The 20,661-nt window shown below is 55.1% G+C and carries 16 protein-coding genes and 3 tRNA genes; 7 read left to right on the top strand and 12 right to left on the bottom strand.

The features are described 5' to 3' along the window. The 6 genes from hfq to nnr all read right to left on the bottom strand — a co-directional run bounded on the left by hfq (position 1) and on the right by nnr (position 6,543). Positions 1–312, bottom strand: a complete 312-nt coding sequence (gene hfq / locus NMC31_RS13805; protein WP_015966213.1) for an RNA chaperone Hfq — start codon at positions 310–312, stop codon at positions 1–3. Positions 313–396: 84 nt separating this feature from the next. Next, positions 397–1,347, bottom strand: a complete 951-nt coding sequence (miaA, locus tag NMC31_RS13800) for a tRNA (adenosine(37)-N6)-dimethylallyltransferase MiaA (RefSeq protein WP_253898283.1) — start codon at positions 1,345–1,347, stop codon at positions 397–399. Then, entirely contained in the window at positions 1,340–3,190 is a 1,851-nt protein-coding gene (gene mutL, locus NMC31_RS13795) for a DNA mismatch repair endonuclease MutL (RefSeq protein ID WP_253898282.1), read from the bottom strand. The genes miaA and mutL overlap by 8 nt, the downstream gene beginning before the upstream one ends. A gap of 9 nt (positions 3,191–3,199) precedes the next feature. Next, positions 3,200–4,546, bottom strand: a complete 1,347-nt coding sequence (gene amiB / locus NMC31_RS13790) for an N-acetylmuramoyl-L-alanine amidase AmiB (RefSeq protein WP_253898281.1) — start codon at positions 4,544–4,546, stop codon at positions 3,200–3,202. Positions 4,547–4,562: 16 nt separating this feature from the next. Beyond that, positions 4,563–5,024, bottom strand: a complete 462-nt coding sequence (gene tsaE, locus NMC31_RS13785; RefSeq protein WP_149464976.1) for a tRNA (adenosine(37)-N6)-threonylcarbamoyltransferase complex ATPase subunit type 1 TsaE — start codon at positions 5,022–5,024, stop codon at positions 4,563–4,565. Further along, positions 5,017–6,543: a bifunctional ADP-dependent NAD(P)H-hydrate dehydratase/NAD(P)H-hydrate epimerase gene (gene nnr, locus NMC31_RS13780; RefSeq protein WP_253898280.1), complete on the bottom strand. Its 1,527-nt coding sequence runs from the start codon at positions 6,541–6,543 to the stop codon at positions 5,017–5,019. Before nnr ends, tsaE begins: the two co-directional genes overlap by 8 nt. On the opposite strand from nnr, the gene queG reads away from it, so the two are divergent. Further along, positions 6,542–7,681: a tRNA epoxyqueuosine(34) reductase QueG gene (gene queG / locus NMC31_RS13775; RefSeq protein ID WP_253898279.1), complete on the top strand. Its 1,140-nt coding sequence runs from the start codon at positions 6,542–6,544 to the stop codon at positions 7,679–7,681. The two genes, nnr and queG, sit on opposite strands and share 2 nt — an antisense overlap. Before the next feature lie 269 nt (positions 7,682–7,950). Here queG and NMC31_RS13770 read toward each other — a convergent pair. The 4 genes from NMC31_RS13770 to orn form a co-directional block, all read right to left on the bottom strand. Further along, positions 7,951–8,026: transfer RNA gene (locus NMC31_RS13770), tRNA-Gly, on the bottom strand. A gap of 37 nt (positions 8,027–8,063) precedes the next feature. After that, positions 8,064–8,139 (bottom strand) — tRNA-Gly (locus tag NMC31_RS13765). A gap of 37 nt (positions 8,140–8,176) precedes the next feature. Further along, positions 8,177–8,252 (bottom strand) — tRNA-Gly (locus NMC31_RS13760). Between the two features lie 223 nt (positions 8,253–8,475). After that, positions 8,476–9,021 (bottom strand): oligoribonuclease, encoded by a 546-nt coding sequence (gene orn / locus NMC31_RS13755; RefSeq protein ID WP_149465068.1) that lies wholly within the window; start codon positions 9,019–9,021, stop codon positions 8,476–8,478. Positions 9,022–9,115: 94 nt separating this feature from the next. Here orn and rsgA point away from each other — a divergent pair, with 94 nt between their 5' ends. The 3 genes from rsgA to mscM all read left to right on the top strand — a co-directional run bounded on the left by rsgA (position 9,116) and on the right by mscM (position 14,597). Next, complete coding sequence (gene rsgA / locus NMC31_RS13750; protein ID WP_253898278.1) at positions 9,116–10,171, top strand: small ribosomal subunit biogenesis GTPase RsgA; 1,056 nt, start codon at positions 9,116–9,118, stop codon at positions 10,169–10,171. Positions 10,172–10,288: 117 nt separating this feature from the next. Continuing rightward, positions 10,289–11,251: an archaetidylserine decarboxylase gene (gene asd, locus NMC31_RS13745; RefSeq protein ID WP_253898277.1), complete on the top strand. Its 963-nt coding sequence runs from the start codon at positions 10,289–10,291 to the stop codon at positions 11,249–11,251. Between the two features lie 19 nt (positions 11,252–11,270). After that, positions 11,271–14,597 (top strand): miniconductance mechanosensitive channel MscM, encoded by a 3,327-nt coding sequence (gene mscM / locus NMC31_RS13740; RefSeq protein WP_149465070.1) that lies wholly within the window; start codon positions 11,271–11,273, stop codon positions 14,595–14,597. Between the two features lie 90 nt (positions 14,598–14,687). Here the strand turns inward: mscM and yjeM are convergent, their stop codons facing one another. Next, positions 14,688–16,190 carry a glutamate/gamma-aminobutyrate family transporter YjeM gene (gene yjeM, locus NMC31_RS13735; RefSeq protein ID WP_149465071.1) on the bottom strand — a complete coding sequence of 501 codons (1,503 nt, stop codon included), beginning with the start codon at positions 16,188–16,190 and terminating at the stop codon, positions 14,688–14,690. A 236-nt stretch (positions 16,191–16,426) separates the two neighbouring features. Further along, the gene (epmA, locus tag NMC31_RS13730) at positions 16,427–17,404 is read right to left on the bottom strand and encodes an elongation factor P--(R)-beta-lysine ligase (RefSeq protein ID WP_253898276.1); all 978 of its coding nucleotides are present in this window, start codon (positions 17,402–17,404) and stop codon (positions 16,427–16,429) included. Between the two features lie 329 nt (positions 17,405–17,733). Between epmA and frdA the strand changes: the two genes are divergently transcribed. Genes frdA through frdC form a run of 3 tightly spaced genes read left to right on the top strand, consistent with a single transcriptional unit; the run spans position 17,734 to position 20,657 of the window. Continuing rightward, entirely contained in the window at positions 17,734–19,524 is a 1,791-nt protein-coding gene (gene frdA, locus NMC31_RS13725; RefSeq protein WP_015966226.1) for a fumarate reductase (quinol) flavoprotein subunit, read from the top strand. Continuing rightward, a complete protein-coding gene (frdB, locus tag NMC31_RS13720; RefSeq protein WP_149465074.1) occupies positions 19,517–20,251 on the top strand; it encodes a fumarate reductase iron-sulfur protein in 735 nt (244 codons plus the stop codon). The genes frdA and frdB overlap by 8 nt, the downstream gene beginning before the upstream one ends. A 10-nt stretch (positions 20,252–20,261) precedes the next feature. Continuing rightward, positions 20,262–20,657, top strand: coding sequence for a fumarate reductase subunit FrdC (frdC, locus tag NMC31_RS13715; RefSeq protein ID WP_253898275.1), 396 nt, complete (start codon positions 20,262–20,264; stop codon positions 20,655–20,657). The last annotated feature ends 4 nt before the right edge of the window (positions 20,658–20,661 follow it).

Raw genomic sequence — 20,661 nt, 5'->3', positions numbered from 1 at the left:
TTATTCTGTGTCGTCGCTGTCTTGCTGCGCAGTGGTAGAACCCTGCGCGTTGCTACCATGATGGTAGTTACTGCTGGTGCCGCCGCCAGCGTTATTGCTGTGATGAGATACCGGACGGGACGGAACAACAGTGGAAATTGCGTGCTTATAGACCATCTGGCTGACCGTGTTTTTCAACAGGATCACGAACTGGTCGAAAGACTCAATTTGACCTTGCAGCTTAATACCATTCACCAAATAAATAGAAACCGGAACACGCTCCCGACGTAGTGCGTTCAGGAACGGGTCTTGTAAAGATTGCCCCTTAGCCATTCTCTCTTTTCCTTATATGCTTATTTGTACTTAGAACCCACAGGTCCTTAAAATTGCGCACGAATACGGTTCAATTGTACACATTCAGTCTACACAATCACCAACTACCTGTATTACTTCGTTGAACGCCTGTTCAGGTTGTTCGCTATCTAACCAGTGAACCCCATCCCAACCGCGCAACCAGGTCACCTGGCGCTTGGCTAACTGTCTCGTGGCGCAAACTCCTCGATAAACCATTTCATCGTACGAGATCTCGCCTTCGAGGTATGACCACATCTGGCGATATCCAACACAACGAATGGAAGGCATATCCGTATGCAAATCTCCACGGGCAAAAAGCGCCCGCACTTCTGCTTCAAAACCTGAAGCTAACATCTGATGAAAACGCTGCTCAATGCGCTGATGGAGCAGTTCACGGCTCGCCGGGGCGATGGCGAACTGATGCACCTTGTAGGGCAGAGCGTCTCCTGACGTTTGCGTCAGTTCCGTTAAAGTTTTACCCGAAATGAAAAAAACTTCCAGTGCCCGGGAAAGTCTTTGCGGATCATTTGGATGAATCCGTGCAGCGGCAACCGGGTCAATTGACTTAAGTTGCTCGTGCAGCGCTGTCCACCCCTGCTCTGCTGCCTGTTGCTCAATTCGCGCTCTGACCTCGGGAACTGCCGATGGTAACGGCGACAACCCTTCAAGCAACGCCTTGAAATACAACATCGTTCCGCCAACCAGAAGCGGGATACGCCCTGCAGCGGTAATCTCAGCCATTTCGGCCAACGCATCGCGGCGGAAATCCGCGGCAGAGTACGCCTGTGCCGGGTCGAGAATGTCTAACAATCGGTGCGGCGCGGCTGACAATTCCTGCGCGTTCGGCTTGGCCGTCCCGATATCCATCCCTCGATAAATGAGGGCGGAATCAACACTAATCAACTCTACAGGTAAAACTTTACGTAATTCGATAGCCAACGCCGTTTTACCGGAAGCGGTTGGCCCCATTAAAAAAATTGCCTTTGGCAGGCGAGCCTCGGTCACGTCACTCATTTCTCAGGGCGTTCATCGCAGAATCTAAATCAACAGGTTGTAACAGACCACCTGGAGGTGCTTTGACCAGCTGTGGGCAGAGTCGTTCAACATCCGCCAGCATCGCGATAGCCTGAGACATGTTCCATTGAACATGCTCGCTCGCCAGGTTACGGGCCAGCCATTGGGCAATATCACCCGCCTCAACCTGACTTTGTTGCACCAGATAGCCTATCAGTTCAGGAATCAAGTTTTGTAAATTTTGTTGGCGTAAGGGTAAAGGCACAGCGCGAACGGTCACGTGCTGGCCTTCTGCCAGAATATCAATGCCTAACGAGGCGAGTTGCGGCTGCGCCGTTTGCAACGTCTGGCTTTCGACATCGCTCGCTTTCAGGCGCAGCGGAATCAACAGCGGCTGCGCGCAAATCGGCGTTTCACCGGGCGTCAACTGCGCCAGGCGCAGCCAGCGTTCCGCCACGGGCAACGCCAGCAGGCTAAGTTTGCCGCCGCGTTCCAGTAACGCATAACACGGTGGCACAATAGTTAAAACACGACCAAAGCTCTGACTGTGCCCGGCGAGAGACTCCGGCGTCGATGGCTGCGGTTTCTCCGGCGTTTTCGGGGTATCGAGCAACTGGCGATAGAGCGCACCCTGCTGCTTTTGGTATCCCGGCTGCGCGTTCGGCCAGCTTGCGCCGCCACGCGTGCTCACGCCCGAAGACGGTGCATTAAAACGCGGGGCGTCAGGCTCACGCGCCGCCGCAGGTTCGGCGAACTGATTGCGCCCCGCCGCCGCACGGTTTTCCGGAATGGAGCGCGGCGCGAGCTCGTCATCGTCTTCATCGAGTGCTAGCGGCGATTCCAGCTGCTGTTGCAGCACACTCAGCACGCCCTGGTAGATAAAATCGTGGACCAGCCGCGATTGGTGGAAACGCACTTCATGCTTCGCCGGATGCACGTTGACATCCACCTGATGCGGGTCTATCTCCAGGTAAAGCACAAATGCCGGCTGCTGATCGGCGCCCAGTTTATCTTCACAGGCCTGGCGAATCGCGTGATTAATCAGGCGGTCGCGCATCATGCGGCCATTCACGTAGCAGTATTGAATTTCCGCTAATGCCGGAGTGGTATGGTTCGGGTCCGCAACCCAGCCGTGCAGGGTTAAATCGCCATGCTGCCACTCAATTGCCAGTGCGTGTTCAAGAAACGCGGTGCCGCAAATCGCGCCAAGACGACGTTCACGCGGTGAGCCCTGCGCAACCGCGCGGTACTGACGGATCATCTTACCGTTGTGATTAAGGGTGATCGCCACGTCGAAACGCGCCAGCGCAATGCGTCGGATGATCTCATCAATATGATTAAATTCGGTTTTTTCGGTGCGCATAAATTTGCGCCGCGCCGGGGTGTTGTAGAAGAGATCCAACACTTCCAGCGTGGTACCAACCGGATGCGCGGCGGGTTTCACCGTCACGTCCTGGTCGCGCCCTTCCGCGTAAGCCTGCCAGGCTTCGGGCTGTTCCGCCGTGCGGGAAGTAAGCGTTAAACGGGCGACGGAGCTGATACTGGCCAGCGCTTCGCCGCGAAAGCCGAGGCTGATAATGGCTTCCAGATCGTCGAGCGAGGCAATTTTACTGGTGGCGTGACGAGCCAGCGCCAGCGCCAGCTCGTCTTTTTTGATACCGCAGCCGTTATCGCGAATGCGGATAAGCTTCGCGCCGCCGCGTTCGATATCAATATCGATGCGGGTTGCCCCCGCATCGAGGCTGTTTTCCACCAGTTCTTTCACCACCGACGCAGGTCGCTCTACCACCTCGCCAGCGGCAATCTGGTTCGCGAGCTGTGGCGGCAGAACCTGAATCGGCATGAAGACTCCTTAGTTAATCAACGTTCCGGTTGATGCGTTGGCGCTGGCAGTCTGGGCCTGATCTTCTCTCGGGCCAGACTGGATCGGATGCGCCTGGAAATAGTTACGCAACCCGTTGTAAATCGCTTCCGCCAGTTTCTGCTGATAGTCGTCGCTGGCCAGCAGGCGTTCTTCCGATGTATTACTGATAAAACCAGTTTCGACCAGAATCGACGGGATATCTGGCGAGCGCAGTACGCCAAGGCTGGCGTGTTCCGGGCGACGCTTGTGGATATTACCCACGCGCTGTAGCTGGCTTATCACATTGGTGGCGACGTCATAGCCTACGCGCTGGGAGTGGCCGAACTGCAAGTCGAGCACCGCCTGGCTCAGGTACGGGTCGGCCTGGCTATTTGCCAGCACATCGCCCGCGCCGCCCAGCAGCTCGGATTGTTTCTCGTGCTGCTCCAGCCAACCCGCCATTTCGCTGTTGGCGCGACGGTTAGAGAGTACCCATACGGACGCGCCGCTTGCTGAGCGGCTTGGCGCGGCATCGGCATGAATCGACACCAGGAAGTGTGCGTTTTGTTTACGCGCCACATCTGAACGCCCCATCACCGAAATAAAGTAATCGCCGTCGCGGGTGAGCACACCTTTAAACATCGGGTCGTCATTGAGCAACGTGCGCAGCTTACGGGCAATGGAAATCGTCACGTTCTTCTCACGCGTGCCGCCAGGACCGATAGCGCCTGGGTCCTGACCACCATGCCCCGCATCAATGGCAATAATCACTTTGTCGCCCGAGGCTACGCGTGTGCGGCTGGCAGGGCGCGAAATCGCCGTATCGGTATTGGTCACCGCCGTGATGCGATCGTTTTGCGTTTTAAACGGATTACGCGCAGGTTCCACCGGACGCGGCGCAGGCGCCACCACTGGCGCTTCTACCGGTTTGACCACTACCGGCGCAGGAGGTGGCGGCGGTGGCGGCGGAACATCAGCATCGATGGTAAACACCACCACATAGCTGGCTCCGTTTTGCTTTTTCACCGCCTGGGTTTTACCCTTTTGCGTGAGATCGACCACCAAACGTAATGACTGATCGTCTTTTGGCGTACCGGAGTGAATTGCTTTCACCAAATTATTGCCGCTAAAACGCAGCGGCAGCCCCTGAATCACGCCCGTCTGTTTGATATCCAGCGCCACGCTGCGCGGGCCATCCTGGCTGAATGCGTACTCAGGATCGCCCATAAAACTGAAGGTAATGCGCGCCTGCTGATCGCCATTTGAAACCTGAATATCGGATAACGTGGCCGCTGTTGCGCCGACGCTGAACAGCATCAGCGCCGCAGCCAGCCAACCTTTTGCGCGTAAAATCATCCCGTGATCCCTAAAATTAACCGGCAAACCGCGCCAGCAGAGACTCACCCAATGAGGAGACAGCGGTTATGCGCGCCTCACGCCCTTGCGCCTGGTAATCTAAGTGTATTTCGATATCCGGTTCAGGCAGTACACCCGCGCCCTGTTGCGGCCATTCCACCAGGCAGATGGAATCATTAGAAAAATAATCGCGGATCCCCATAAATTCGAGCTCCTCGGGATCGGCAAGACGGTAGAGATCGAAATGGTAAACCATCAGTTTATCGAGGGTATACGGTTCGACCAGCGTATAGGTTGGACTTTTGACGTTGCCGCGGTGTCCCAGCGCTTGCAGGAAGCCACGGCTGAAGGTGGTTTTACCGGCGCCGAGATCGCCGTACAGATAGATAACCGTCGCGCCATCGCAGGCTTTCGCCACACGGTCGCCAAGGTTTAAGGTCGCCTGCTCGTCGGGTAAGGGAATCACTCGATTAATCATGGTCTACGTCAATCACATCCGGGTTAACAACACGCCGCAGCGTGGAAAAGAGATCGGTGGCCAGCATACCGCGGGTACCGAAACGCGCCGCGAGTTCATCTGCCGCCGCACCGTGCGCGACACAGCCCGCACAGGCAGCATCATAAAGCGAGAAGGCCTGCCCCAGCAATGCGCCAATGATGCCGGAGAGCACATCACCCATTCCGCCGCTGGCCATCCCGGCATTTCCGGCGTCAATTAGCGTTATTGCCCCCGCTTCACAGGCCACTACCGTGCCCGCGCCTTTCAGCACCACCACGCCGCCATACCGTTTTACCAGACGCTGCGCAGAAAGTAAGCGATCGTCTTCAATTTCTGACACGCGACAGTTCAGTAACCGCGCGGCTTCGCCGGGATGCGGGGTTAACACACGATTGTGACGTTTATCGGGATTGATTGCCAGCAGGTTCAACGCGTCGGCGTCCCAGAGCATCGGTTTATTGACGTTTTCTACCTTTCTCAGCGCCTGTTTTCCCCACGCGCTTTGCCCAAGCCCGGGGCCAATGACTACCGCATCCGCCCATTGCAGACTCTCATCAAGAATTTCAGGCGTCAGTTCATGCACCATCAACTCCGGCCTGGCGGTAATAATCGGTGCAACGTTCTCAATGCGAGTAAGCACTCGCACTAATCCTGCCCCCGCGCGCAACGCGGCTTCACCGGTCATGCGTATCGCGCCAGCGGTACCGTGATCGCCGCCGATAATCACCAGTTTGCCGTGGTCCCCTTTATGCGACGTCGGGCGACGCGGCGGGAACCACGCGGTGAGTTGTGACGCATCGGCACGGCTGATATCGGTCGTCTGCGCGTCAAGCCAGCATTCCAGACCTAACGCATGATGATGCAAACGCCCCACGACGTCTCGCGCCTTGCCGGTTAATAAGCCAGGCTTCAGGGCAATAAACGTGAGGGTATGCGTGGCGTGAATCACTGCACACGGCGTGGTGCCGGTTTGCGCGTTCAGGCCAGAGGGAATATCGAGAGCGAAAATGGGCGCGGAATGCCGATTCGCCAGCTCTATCAGGCGAGCAATATTCTCGCGCGGCGCGCTCTGTAAGCCCGTGCCGAGCAGCGCGTCGATGATAAGGTCGGTCTCTTCCGGCCACACGGTTTGCGGCGAGTGAATCACACCGCCCGCATTCAACCAGGCCTGGCGCGCGGCTTGGGCCTCTTCCGGCAGCGGTTTATCGCTCTCCTGCGCCAGCAGGGTAACGTTGATGCCCGCCGCCTGCGCCAGACGCGCCACCACGTAGCCATCGCCGCCGTTATTGCCGTGGCCGCAGAGAATCAGCCAGTTTGTGGCTGTTGGGTACGTGGCACGCGCCAGCGTAAACGCGGCGTCGCCCGCGCGCAGCATCAGTTCAAACAGCGTCATGCCAAGGCTATCCGCCGCCTCTTTTTCTGCGCGACGCAGGTCATCCGCAGCCCACACGGAGTGTGGTATACTTGCAGGGTTTCTCATCAATGTATGGTCCGTCATGTCACAGCCCCTCAATCTCAATCAGTTAGCGCAACAAATCAAACAATGGGGCACTGAACTGGGCTTTCAGCAGGTGGGTATCACCGATACCGATCTCAGCGCCTCTGAGCCCAAATTACAGGCATGGCTCGACAAACAGTACCACGGCGAGATGGAGTGGATGGCCCGCCACGGTATGATGCGTGCCCGCCCTCACGAGCTTCAGCCCGGCACGTTGCGCGTCATCAGCGTGCGAATGAACTATCTGCCCGCCAATGCGGCCTTTGCCAGCACCCTGAAAAATCCCGATCTCGGTTACATTAGCCGCTACGCGCTCGGGCGCGATTATCATAAGCTTCTGCGTAATCGCCTTAAAAAATTGGGCGAGATGATTCAGGAACAATGCGTCTCGCTGAATTTTAGACCTTTTGTCGATTCCGCGCCCATTCTTGAGCGCCCGCTCGCCGAAAAAGCCGGGATTGGCTGGACAGGTAAGCACTCACTTATCCTCAACCGCGATGCCGGGTCGTTCTTTTTCCTCGGTGAGTTACTGATTGACCTGCCCCTACCCATCGATGAACCGGTAGAGGAAGCGTGCGGACGCTGCGTGGCCTGCATGACCATCTGCCCGACCGGCGCTATCGTGGAGCCTTACACCGTTGATGCGCGACGCTGTATCTCCTATCTCACCATTGAGCTGGAAGGCGCCATCCCGGAAGAATTTCGCCCACTGATGGGTAACCGCATCTACGGCTGTGACGATTGCCAGCTGATTTGTCCGTGGAATCGTTTTTCACAACTGACAGACGAAGCAGACTTTAGCCCGCGTAAGGCGCTGCATGCCCCGGAATTGATTGAACTCTTTGCCTGGGATGAAGCCTGGTTCCTGAAAGTCACTGAAGGTTCGCCTATTCGCCGTATCGGCCATCTTCGCTGGCTGCGTAATATCGCCGTTGCGCTGGGCAATGCGCCGTGGAGTGAAGCGGTTATTCAGGCGCTTGAGACGCGCCGAGGTGAGCACCCACTTCTCGATGAACACATAGAATGGGCGATTGCGCAGCAAATTGAGAAACGAAATGCCTGCGTAGTCGAGGTGCAGTTACCGAAGAAACAGCGTCTGGTGAGAGTGATTGAGAAAGGATTACCGCGGGACGCGTAAAACATTCACAGGCTGTGAATAAAAATAAAAAAGCAAAGGGATTCAAAGCACACAGAGAGGTCAAGTGATCGAATTAACATTTTGAAATGTTATTTTTTCAATGTTTATCAATAAGATATAAAGATACTATTCACCGTTCGAAGATTTTTGCATTCCAGGAAAAGTGCCTGAACCTGTGGATAACTCTGTTCACAAGAGTATTTCAGAAACGAAAAATCGCCTCAGCGAATCAACTTCACTGTGGGTTTTGATAAATCAGAAAGAAAATTTGGAGCGGGAAACGAGACTCGAACTCGCGACCCCGACCTTGGCAAGGTCGTGCTCTACCAACTGAGCTATTCCCGCTTGGGTGGTGCGTGCTTAGAAAGCACTTTTCAAATTTTGGAGCGGGAAACGAGACTCGAACTCGCGACCCCGACCTTGGCAAGGTCGTGCTCTACCAACTGAGCTATTCCCGCTTGGGTGGTGCATGCTTAGAAAGCATCTTTCAAATTTTGGAGCGGGAAACGAGACTCGAACTCGCGACCCCGACCTTGGCAAGGTCGTGCTCTACCAACTGAGCTATTCCCGCATCATCATGATTTCTAAGCTCTAAACCTGAAATCCGGTGATTAATTTGACGCTGTCGTAACGTTGATTTCTCTGTCGTTACGGGAGGCGCATTATACGAGAAATCCGTTTTGCTGCAACCCCCCCTGAAGCGTTTTTTTTGAAATCTCGTTTAAGTGCCGAATAATTCATCATCCTGGTGCTTTTTACGCCGAATGGCAAGCGCCATCCGGCAAAGACGAGGATCAGAGCTTAATAAAGTTTTCGCGATAGTAGGCCAGTTCAGCCACTGACTCACGGATATCATCCATTGCCTGGTGCGTGCCCTGCTTCTTAAAGCCATCGAGAATTTCTGGCTTCCAGCGACGCGCCAGCTCTTTGAGTGTGCTCACGTCCAGATAACGATAGTGGAAGTAGGATTCCAGTTCCGGCATATACTTAAACAGGAAACGACGGTCCTGGCCGATGCTGTTGCCGCAGATTGGCGATTTCCCTTCCGGAACCCACTGCTTAAGGAATTCAAGCGTCGCCAGTTCCGCCGCGCGGTCGTCAAGGGTGCTTGCTTTCACGCGTTCGACCAGCCCGCTGCCGGTATGCGTGCGCACGTTCCACTCATCCATCAGCGCCAGTTGTTCATCGGACTGATGCACCGCAATGGTCGGGCCTTCAGCCAGAATGTTCAGATTCGCATCAGTCACCAGGGTGGCGATTTCAATAATGCGATCGCGCTCGGGATCGAGACCGGTCATCTCCAGATCGATCCAAATCAGGTTGTTTTCATCTGCACTCATGTTATTTTCCACCCTTATCGCGTGACTATATTCATCTAAAATAGCGTGTATCATAGATCTTTTGCCCATTATGGGCGACCAGGAGTCTGTACGATTGAGTAAAAATAAACTCTCCAAAGGTCAACAGCGTCGCGTGTCGGCTAACCACCAGCGCCGTCTTAAAACGACTGCGGAGAAGCCCGACTACGATGACAATCTGTTTGGTGAAACCGCTGAAGGCACCGTTATCAGCCGTTTTGGCATGCATGCTGACGTTGAATCCGCCGACGGCGAGACGCACCGCTGCAACATCCGCCGCACCATTCGTTCGCTGGTTACCGGCGATCGCGTTGTCTGGCGTCCGGGTAAAGCGGCAGCCGAAGGCGTGAACGTCAAAGGCATCGTGGAAGCGGTACATGAGCGTACCTCGGTGCTGACGCGCCCGGACTTTTACGACGGCGTAAAACCGATTGCCGCCAATATCGATCAAATCGTTATCGTCTCGGCCATTCTGCCGGAACTGTCGCTGAATATTATCGACCGTTATCTCGTCGCCTGCGAAACGCTGGACGTCGAACCGCTCATCGTGCTGAATAAAATCGATCTGCTGGACGACGAAAGCATGGCTTTCGTGAATGAGCAGATGGATATCTACCGCAACATTGGCTATCGCGTGCTGATGGTTTCCAGCCATACACAGGATGGTTTGAAACCGCTGGAAGAAGCGCTGACCGACCGCATCAGTATTTTTGCCGGGCAGTCTGGCGTCGGGAAATCGAGCCTGTTGAATGCGTTGCTGGGGCTGAATGAAGAACGGATCCTCACCAATGATGTTTCCGATAACTCCGGTTTAGGCCAGCACACCACGACCGCCGCACGCCTGTATCACTTCCCGCATGGCGGCGATGTGATTGATTCTCCTGGCGTTCGAGAATTTGGCCTCTGGCATCTTGAGGCGGAACAAATCACCAACGGCTTTGTCGAATTCCATGATTATCTGGGTTTGTGCAAATACCGCGACTGCAAACATGACACCGATCCCGGTTGCGCCATCCGCGAAGCCGTTGAAGAAGGTAAAATTGCCGAGACGCGATTCGAAAATTATCACCGCATTCTGGAAAGTATGTCGCAGGTAAAAACGCGTAAAAACTTTTCTGATGGTGATAACTGAGAATTATGCTTTAGCGACTGACATTTATCGCGTGCGTCGTTAAAATCGCCACCTTTTCTTTTGGGACCCGCGCCTGATGCGGGTTCAGGAACGACACATCATGGCCTGGAGGCTACTTTGTTAAACGATCTTAAACTTTCACTGCAATACATTCTGCCTAAACTGTGGCTTACCCGCCTCGCAGGCTGGGGTGCGAGCAAGCGAGCAGGATGGCTGACCAAGCTGGTTATCGATCTGTTTGTGAAATACTACAAGGTCGATATGCAAGAGGCGCAGAAACCAGATACCGCCAGCTATCGTACCTTCAACGATTTCTTCGTCCGTCCATTGCGCGATGAAGTGCGCCCGCTGAATACCGACCCTAACGTGCTGGTGATGCCTGCCGACGGTGTGATCAGCCAGTTAGGCCGTATCGAAGAAGACAAAATTTTGCAGGCCAAAGGCCACGACTATTCGCTGGAAGCGCTGCTGGCAGGTAACTACCTGATGGCAGATCTTTTCCGCAACGGGACTTTCGCCACTACCTACCTGTCGCCACGTGACTATCACCGCGTCCATATGCCGTGCAACGGTATCCTGCGCGAAATGATCTACGTGCCGGGCGATCTCTTCTCCGTGAACCACCTGACCGCGCAGAACGTACCTAACCTGTTTGCCCGTAACGAACGCGTTATTTGCCTGTTCGATACCGAATTTGGCCCGATGGCGCAGATTCTGGTCGGTGCAACCATCGTTGGCAGTATCGAAACCGTATGGGCAGGTACGATCACGCCGCCACGTGAAGGCGTCATTAAACGCTGGACCTGGCCGGCTGGCGACAACGAAGGCTCCGTTGCCCTGCTGAAAGGCCAGGAGATGGGTCGCTTCAAACTGGGCTCCACGGTCATCAACCTCTTCGCGCCAGGTAAAGTCCAGTTGATTGAAGAGCTGAAAAGCCTCTCTGTGACGAAGTTGGGCCAACCACTGGCAGTCTCAACCGAAGCCGTTGTCGTTCCAGAGCCGGAAGTCCTGCCAGAGGAAGAAGTGGCGGCTGAAATTGCAGCCAGCCCGCTGGTTGAAGACAAGAAAGACGAAAGCTAACTTCAAAAAGGGTTCTGACGTGCGCCTGATTATCACTTTCCTGATGGCCTGGTGCCTCAGCCTGGGGGCGTACGCAGCGACGGCCCCCGATAGCAAACAGATAGCTCAGGAGCTGGAGCAGGCTAAATCCGCCAAACCTGCCCAGCCCGAAACCGTTGAAACCTTGCAGGGTGCGCTGAACGCGCTCGAGGAGCGAAAAGGCTCCCTTGAGCGCGCCACGCAGTATCAGCATGTAATCGACAACTTTCCTAAACTTTCCCAAACATTACGCACCCAACTGAATAACCTGCGGGAAGAGCCGCGCGAGGTTCCTGAAGGCATGAGCGCTGACGCGCTAAGTCAGGAAATTCTTCAGGTCAGCAGCCAGTTGCTGGAAAAAAGCCGCCTGGCGCAGCAGGAGCAGGAGCGCGCGCGGGAAATCGCCGACTCCCTGAATCAGTTGCCGCAACAGCAAACCGATGCCCGTCGCCAGTTGAATGAAGTGGAACGCCGCGTCGGCACGCAAACGGCCAACACACCACAGGCGCAGGCGCAAAACCTGGCGTTACAGGCCGATTCTGCGCGTCTGAAGGCACTGGTTGATGAACTGGAACTGGCGCAGCTTTCGGCAAACAATCGCCAGGAGCTGTCACGCATGCGTTCAGAACTGGCGCAGAAACAGGGCGAACAGCTGGATGCGTATCTTCAGGCGCTGCGCAATCAGCTTAACAGCCAGCGCCAGCGCGAAGCGGAACGGGCGCTGGAAAGCACCGAACTGCTTGCCGAAAACAGCGCTAACCTGCCCGTCGGGATTGTTAATCAGTTCAAAGTTAACCGTGAGCTTTCTCAGGCGCTCAATCAGCAGGCTCAGCGTATGGACCTGGTGGCCTCACAGCAGCGCCAGGCGACAAGCCAAACCTTGCAGGTTCGTCAGGCGCTGAACACGCTGCGCGAGCAGTCGCAGTGGCTGGGTTCCTCTAATCTGTTAGGCGAAGCGTTACGCGCGCAGGTTGCTCGCCTGCCGGAAATGCCCAAGCCCCAGCAGCTTGATACCGAAATGGCGCAGCTGCGCGTGCATCGGCTGCGCTATGAAGATTTACTCAATAAGCAGCCGCAACTGCGCCAGATCCAGCAGGCCGATGGCAAACCGCTTACCGCAGAGCAAAATCGTATACTGGAAGCGCAGCTTCGCACTCAGCGTGAACTCCTCAACTCGCTGTTGCAGGGTGGAGACACGCTGATTCTGGAACTTACCAAACTGAAAGTTTCCAATAGCCAACTGGAAGACGCGTTAAAAGAGGTGAATGAAGCCACCCACCGGTATCTGTTCTGGACCTCAGACGTGCGGCCAATGGACTTCAGCTGGCCGCTGGAAGTGGTGCAGGATCTGCGCCGCTTAATCTCGCTGGATACCTTCAGCCAGCTAGGTAAAGCCACCGCGATGATGCTCACCAGCAAGCAGACGCTGCTACCGCTCTTTGCGGCGCTAATTCTGGTGGGCTTCAGTATCAGTTCGCGCAAACACTTCACCCGTTTTCTGGAACGTTCCAGCGCGCGCGTGGGCAAAGTCACCCAGGATCATTTCTGGCTGACCATGCGTACCGTTTTCTGGTCGATTCTGGTGGCATCTCCCCTGCCCGTGCTGTGGGCAACGCTGGGTTATGGCCTTCAGGAGGCCTGGCCTTATCCGCTTGCCGTGGCGATTGGCGATGGCGTAACCGCCACCGTGCCGCTGCTGTGGGTAGTGATGATCTGCGCTGCCTTTGCCCGTCCGAACGGCTTGTTCATCGTACACTTCGGCTGGCCGCGCAACCGCGTGCTGCGGGCGATGCGTTATTATCTGATGAGTATCGGTCTTATCGTGCCGCTGATTATGGCGCTGATCATGTTCGATAATCTCAACGATCGCGAGTTTTCCGCCTCATTAGGCAGGCTGTGTTTCATCCTGATTTGCGGCGCGCTGGCGGTGGTCACGCTCAGCCTGAAACGCGCAGGTATTCCCCTCTGGCTCGATAAAGAGGGCGATGGCGATAACATGGTCAACCGCCTGCTGTGGAACCTGCTTTCCGGTGCACCAATGGTCGCAATTCTCGCGGCGGCCGTCGGTTATCTGGCAACATCACAGGCATTGCTCGCACGTCTGGAAACCTCGGTCGCCATCTGGTTCCTGTTGCTGGTGATCTACCACGTCATCCGCCGCTGGATGTTGATACAGCGCCGTCGTCTGGCGTTTGACCGTGCCAAACATCGACGCGCAGAGATGCTGGCTAACCGCGCCAGAGGCGAAGAAGAGACGCACTCCACCAGCCTTGAAGGATCGGTGGAAGCCGAGGTCAGCGAAGTCGATCTCGACACCATCAGCGCCCAGTCATTGCGTCTGGTACGCTCGATTCTGATGTTGATTGCGTTAGTTTCGGTGATTGTGCTGTGGTCCGAAATTCACTCCGCTTTCGGCTTCCTGGAAAATATCTCACTGTGGGATGTCTCCTCGACCGTGCAGGGTGTGGAAAGTATTGAGCCCATTACGCTCGGCGCGGTGCTGATTGCGATCCTGGTGTTTATCATCACCACCCAACTGGTACGCAATTTGCCCGCACTGCTTGAACTGGCGCTGCTGCAACATCTTAATCTGACGCCTGGTACCGGGTACGCGATTACCACCATCACCAAGTACCTGCTGATGCTATTTGGCGGGCTGATTGGCTTCTCGATGATTGGGATTGAGTGGTCGAAATTACAGTGGCTGGTTGCGGCACTCGGTGTCGGATTAGGTTTCGGCTTACAGGAAATTTTCGCCAACTTTATCTCTGGCCTGATTATCCTGTTTGAGAAGCCGATTCGTATCGGCGATACGGTCACCATTCGCGATTTGACCGGGAGCGTCACCAAAATCAACACCCGCGCCACTACCATTAGCGACTGGGACCGCAAAGAGATTATCGTGCCGAATAAAGCCTTTATCACCGAGCAGTTCATCAACTGGTCGCTGTCGGATTCGGTTACCCGCGTGGTGTTGAGCATTCCGGCACCGTCGGACGCTAATAGCGAAGAGGTTACGCAGATCCTGCTGACCGCGGCACAACGTTGTTCACTGGTCATTGATAACCCGGCACCGGAGGCTTTCCTGGTCGACCTGCAACAGGGGATTCAAATCTTTGAACTGCGTATCTACGCAGCGGAGATGGGCCACCGTATGCCACTACGCCATGAAATCCACCAGCTGATTCTTGCCGGCTTCCGCGAGCACGGTATCGATATGCCATTCCCACCGTTCCAGATGCGTCTGGAAAGCCTGGGGGGAACAAAAACGCCAGCGGGAAGAACGTTAACGTCCGCTGGGCGTGGACGTAAGGCGGGAAGTTTGTAAAACATGTAAAGGTTCGGTAGGGCGGGCAAGCGTAGCGCCCCCGCCACTGCCTGATGGCGCTTCGCTTATCAGGCCTACCGATCCTCTTTCTTACTCCATCGCCAGCTCAGGCGCATTCGCTGTCCGGCGGCGATAGTTCTCATATATCCCCATCGCCATCAGCGAGAAGAAGATTGGCCCGCCAATCATCCACAGGGCGCTGCTCCAGTCATTCGCTTCAATCACCGGTTGGATAACGGTGAAGATGTTTGCGAACGAGACAATCAGCACCACCACCGCAGTGGCGACCAGCGCAGAAGCGCGCGTTTTAAAGATAACAAACGGCCTTTCCAGATTGGTTTTCGCTTTGAAGAACGGGAACGCCAGCGCAAGGAAAAGATACGGCAGCGTCATTGAGACGTTCGCCATTAGCGTCAGTTTGTTATAAAACGCGGAAGCCGTATCACCGCCAAACGATACCAGCAGAATAAACAGACACACCAGGCCACACTGCGCCCACATTGCGGTTTCCGGCATACCACTGGCATTCAGGCGCGTGACGGACGTCGGCCACAGCGCTTTTGGCGTACCCTGCACAATGGCTTTCAGCGGCGAGTAGATGAGGGTGAAGAACGCGCCGGTATAAGCGAGGAACATCGACAGGCCGGTAATGCGCGCAAACCATATGCCAAGCGAGGTGGTCGCTTCAGGCGATAATCCCAGCGCATGCCCCAGCGTTTCGCCCAGACTGTGCATCAAGATGTAGGTGATATTCCCGAGATTAGTTGCGCGATTGCTCAGCACCGCCTGCCAGTTTGTGCTCACTCCCCACAGAACGATCGCCAGCGCGTAACCGATGGAGATAACGATCGCCGCGAAGATAATGCCTTTCGCAAAGTTCTTCTCCGGGTTTTCGGTTTTATCCACCAGACCGCCGACCGCTTCGATGCCGCCATAGGCAAAGATAGCAAATACCACAAACGACAGCATCGCCAGGCCAGACTGGTAGCCCGGATTTGGCGACGCGACAAGGTTAATCGGCTCTGCAAAATTCCCGCCGTTCAGCGCCAGAATGGTGATGCTCACCACCAGCAATACCAGGTTCAGGCACATTACCGAAATCCCGCCCACTGCGGTAATTTTGGCGATTTTGTTGATCCCACGGGAAGCGACAAACGTCACCAGCAGCATCCAGCATACCGCCAGAATACCGACAGCCTGCGTGGGGGTCAGACCAGCGAAAGCCCACACCTGCGTTTGATCCGAACCGCACAAAAAGGTGGAAAACGGCACCCACACTTTCGCCGCGGTACTGACCATCCAGATAACATAGGATGAGAACCACATAAAGGTGCCGATAAAAGCGAAGCGTGGCCCAACGCTATTATTCATCCACGAATAGATGCCGCCCTCTTCTTTGCGGTATGCCGATCCCATTTCCGCCATCATTAAGGCGAAAGGAATGAAGAAGAAGAGTGCTGAGAGAATATAAAAAGGGGCCGCGCTGTAGCCCATTAAATAGAATGCCGACGGGCTATTGGCAAAGCCAAACACCGACGTAAAGATCATCAGAATAAGCCCAGTGAGGCTCATCTTTTTTAGAGACTGGTTCATCTTGCCGTTCCAAAAAGAGTCTTAACTCAAATAACGTTACCCCACGCCGGGCGGCAGGGGCGAAAGCGCGGATAGTAGCAAAAAACCAGACTATTATTGTGACAATATTGGCGAATGACGAATGAAAGACTGTAAATAACAGGTGAAGTGGTCACATCATCTAAGTAACGTGAATATTATGATTCTTTTAAATAACGCGCGGCTATATTTCATCAATATGCGCCGCGCGATGACAATCAGGCGCGATCGACCGTGAAGGCGATAACGTCGGCAATTTGCTCCGCGTCCAGCGCCAGCATCACCAAACGATCGACGCCCAGTGCCACGCCGGAACAATCGGGCAGGCCTGCGGCCAATGCGTCCAGCAGGTTCTGATCAATAGGCTGCTGCGGCAGACCACGCGCGGCGCGCTTGCGGTTATCCTGCTCGAAACGCTGCTGCTGTTCACGCGCGTCGGTCAGTTCATGGAAACCGTTCGCCAGCTCCATGCCTTTGAAATAGACCTCGAAACGTTCTGCCACACGGTGATCTTCGGCGCTGATTTGCGCCAGCGATGCCTGGCTCGCCGGGAAGTGGTAAACAAACGTCGGACGATCTTTACCAATGTGCGGCTCTATGCCAAAGGCAAACAGCAGTTGTAACAGGGTGTCCCTGTCTTCTTCTGCATCGGCAACGTTGCTGAGATCCAGTTTCGCAGCCACTTCACGCAACAGCGTTTTGTCCGCAGAGAGGGGATCAATTTCCAGATAGCGCTGGAACGCCTGCTGATATGAGAGGCTTTCCGCCGGCTGGCACTCCAGAACCTGTTGCAGTAAATCATCCACCTCGTTGATGAGTCGATACATATCAAAATGCGGACGATACCATTCCAGCATGGTGAATTCCGGGTTGTGGTGACGCCCCATTTCTTCATTACGGAAACTTCTGCACAACTGGAATACCGGGCCACAACCTGCCGCCAGCAGACGCTTCATGTGGTATTCCGGGCTGGTCATCAGATAGAGATTCACCCCCTGGGAATGACCCGGGCCCACAAAGCGAGTCTCAAACGGTACCAAATGGACATCGGTTACCGTTGCCTGGCTCATACAGGGCGTTTCCACCTCAAGCACGCCGCGGTCAGCAAAGAATCGACGAATTTCCGTCATAACAGCCGCGCGTTTTAACAGATTGGGGATGGATGCGCTCGGCTGCCAGGTTGCCGTCTCGCTCATGGTTTTTTCTCCAGATTCAAACAAGGGCACGAAGTCTACTCGTAACCCGTCAGCGAGACAAATTTTGTGCAGAAATTATTAGTCTGGTCAGTGGGTACAAAGGAGTAGTGAGGGGTAGTTTAGTAATTAAATTAATCACAATTAGTGATGATTAGAGGCCATCAGACTCAAAAATAATCGAACACATCAAATTTCCCTCAGATTTCTACGGGTATACTGCTTTACCCATAAAGGAGCAGTGGAAACGTTTCCGCCAAAGCGAGTCGTAATCAGGTGAACTACCTTTTGCTTAGAGCGAGTGCGGAATAACAATAATCTGGAGGAATGTCGTGCAAACCTTTCAAGCCGATCTTGCCATTATAGGTGCTGGCGGAGCTGGTCTACGAGCAGCCATCGCCGCAGCGCAAGCTAATCCAAACGCCAAAATAGCTTTAATCTCAAAAGTTTATCCAATGCGTAGCCATACTGTCGCGGCTGAAGGTGGCTCCGCTGCCGTCGCGCAGGATCACGATAGCTTTGAATACCATTTTCACGACACCGTAGCCGGCGGGGACTGGCTCTGTGAGCAGGATGTCGTGGACTACTTCGTCCATCACTGCCCGACAGAGATGACCCAGCTTGAGCAATGGGGTTGCCCGTGGAGCCGTCGTCCGGATGGTAGTGTTAACGTGCGCCGCTTCGGTGGGATGAAAATCGAACGTACGTGGTTCGCCGCTGATAAAACCGGCTTCCACATGCTTCACACCCTCTTCCAGACCTCTCTGCAATTCCCGCAAATTCAACGCTTCGATGAACACTTCGTCCTCGATATCCTGGTGGATGACGGCCAGGCTCGCGGCCTGGTGGCGATGAATATGATGGAAGGCACGCTGGTGCAGATACGCGCCAACGCGGTGGTGATGGCGACCGGCGGCGCAGGCCGTGTATATCGCTACAACACCAACGGCGGCATCGTCACCGGTGATGGTATGGGTATGGCGCTCAGCCACGGCATTCCGCTACGTGATATGGAATTCGTTCAGTATCACCCAACCGGCCTGCCAGGTTCTGGCATCCTGATGACGGAAGGCTGCCGTGGTGAAGGCGGTATTCTGGTCAACAAAAACGGCTACCGCTATCTGCAGGATTACGGCATGGGTCCGGAAACTCCACTGGGCGAGCCGAAAAACAAATATATGGAACTGGGTCCGCGCGACAAAGTTTCTCAGGCTTTCTGGCACGAGTGGCGTAAAGGCAACACTATCTCCACGCCGCGCGGCGATGTGGTTTACCTCGACCTGCGTCATCTGGGTGAGAAAAAACTGCTGGAACGCCTGCCGTTCATCTGTGAACTGGCGAAAGCGTACGTGGGCGTCGATCCGGTGAAAGAGCCGATTCCGGTTCGTCCGACCGCGCACTACACCATGGGTGGCATCGAAACCGATCAGCAGTGTGAAACCCGCATTAAAGGGCTGTTTGCGGTGGGCGAATGTTCCTCCGTTGGTCTGCATGGCGCAAACCGTCTGGGTTCCAACTCACTGGCTGAACTGGTGGTCTTTGGCCGCATGGCGGGTGAACAGGCAATGGAACGCGCCGCAACAGCAGGCGAAGCCAACAGCGCCGCGCTGGATGCTCAGGTTGCTGACGTTGAAAGCCGCCTGAAAGCATTGGTTAATCAGGAAGGTAGCGAAAACTGGTCGAAGATCCGCGACGAAATGGGTCTGTCGATGGAAGAAGGTTGCGGTATCTACCGCACGCCGGAATTGATGCAGAAAACCATCGATAAGCTGGCCGAGCTGCAGGAACGCTTCAAACGCGTACGCATCACCGATACTTCCAGCGTGTTCAACACTGACCTGCTCTACACCATTGAGCTGGGCCACGGCCTGAACGTCGCCGAATGTATGGCGCACTCCGCTATGGCGCGTAAAGAGTCTCGCGGCGCGCACCAGCGTCTGGACGAAGGCTGCACCGAGCGCGATGACGTCAACTTCCTCAAGCATACGCTTGCTTTCCGCGATGCCGACGGCACCACGCGTCTGGACTACAGCGATGTGAAAATCACAACGTTGCCGCCAGCCAAGCGTGTCTACGGTGGCGAAGCTGAAGCAGCCGATAAAAAGGAGAAAGCGAATGGCTGAGATGCATAACCTGAAAATCGAAGTGGTGCGCTACAACCCGGAAGTGGACTCCGCGCCGCACAGCGAATTCTATGAAGTGCCTTATGATGAAACCACCTCGCTGCTGGATGCGTTGGGCTACATCAAAGATAACCTTGCACCAGACCTGAGCTATCGCTGGTCCTGCCGTATGGCGATTTGCGGTTCCTGCGGCATGATGGTCAACAAGGTGCCGAAGCTGGCTTGTAAGACCTTCCTGCGCGACTACACCAAAGGCATTAAGGTTGAAGCGCTGGGCAACTTCCCGATCGAGCGCGATCTGGTTGTCGATATGACGCACTTTATCGAAAGCCTGGAAGCGATTAAGCCGTACATCATCGGTAACTCGCGTACGCCGGATCAGGGCCCGAATAACCAGACGCCAGCGCAGATGGCGAAGTATCATCAGTTCTCCGGCTGCATCAACTGCGGCCTGTGCTACGCCGCCTGCCCGCAATTTGGTCTGAATCCTGAGTTTATCGGCCCTGCCGCGATTACCCTGGCGCACCGCTATAACGAAGACAGCCGCGATCACGGTAAGAAAGAGCGTATGGCGCAGCTGAACGGCCAGAATGGTGTCTGGAGCTGTACCTTCGTCGGTTACTGCTCCGAAGTGTGCCCGAAACACGTCGACCCGGCAGCGGCCATTCAGCAGGGTAAAGTGGAAAGCTCGAAAGACTTTCTTATCGCTACCCTGAAACCACGCTAAGGAGTGCATCATGACGACTAAACGCAAACCCTATGTGCGGCCAATGCCGTCCACCTGGTGGAAAAATCTGCCGTTTTATCGCTTCTATATGCTGCGTGAAGGAACGGCGGTGACCGTTGTCTGGTTCAGCGCTTTGCTGATTTGCGGCATTTTTTCGCTGAAACATGGGCCAGAATCCTGGGCCAATTTTGTCGGTTTTCTGCAAAACCCGATTGTGGTGATCCTGAATCTCATCACCCTCGCGGGCGCGCTGCTGCATACCAAAACCTGGTTTGAGCTGGCGCCGAAAGCCGCCAATATTATCGTGAAAGACGCAAAAATGGGGCCAGAGCCAATTATTAAAGGGCTCTGGGTTGTGACGGCTCTCGTCACCGTGGTCGTGCTGTTTGTAGCACTGTTCTGGTAAGGAG

The organism is Pseudocitrobacter vendiensis, assembly GCF_943590815.1.
Lineage (GTDB): Bacteria > Pseudomonadota > Gammaproteobacteria > Enterobacterales > Enterobacteriaceae > Pseudocitrobacter > Pseudocitrobacter vendiensis.
Note: the sequence above shows the minus strand (reverse complement) of the source record. Positions and strands in the feature narration are given on the sequence as shown.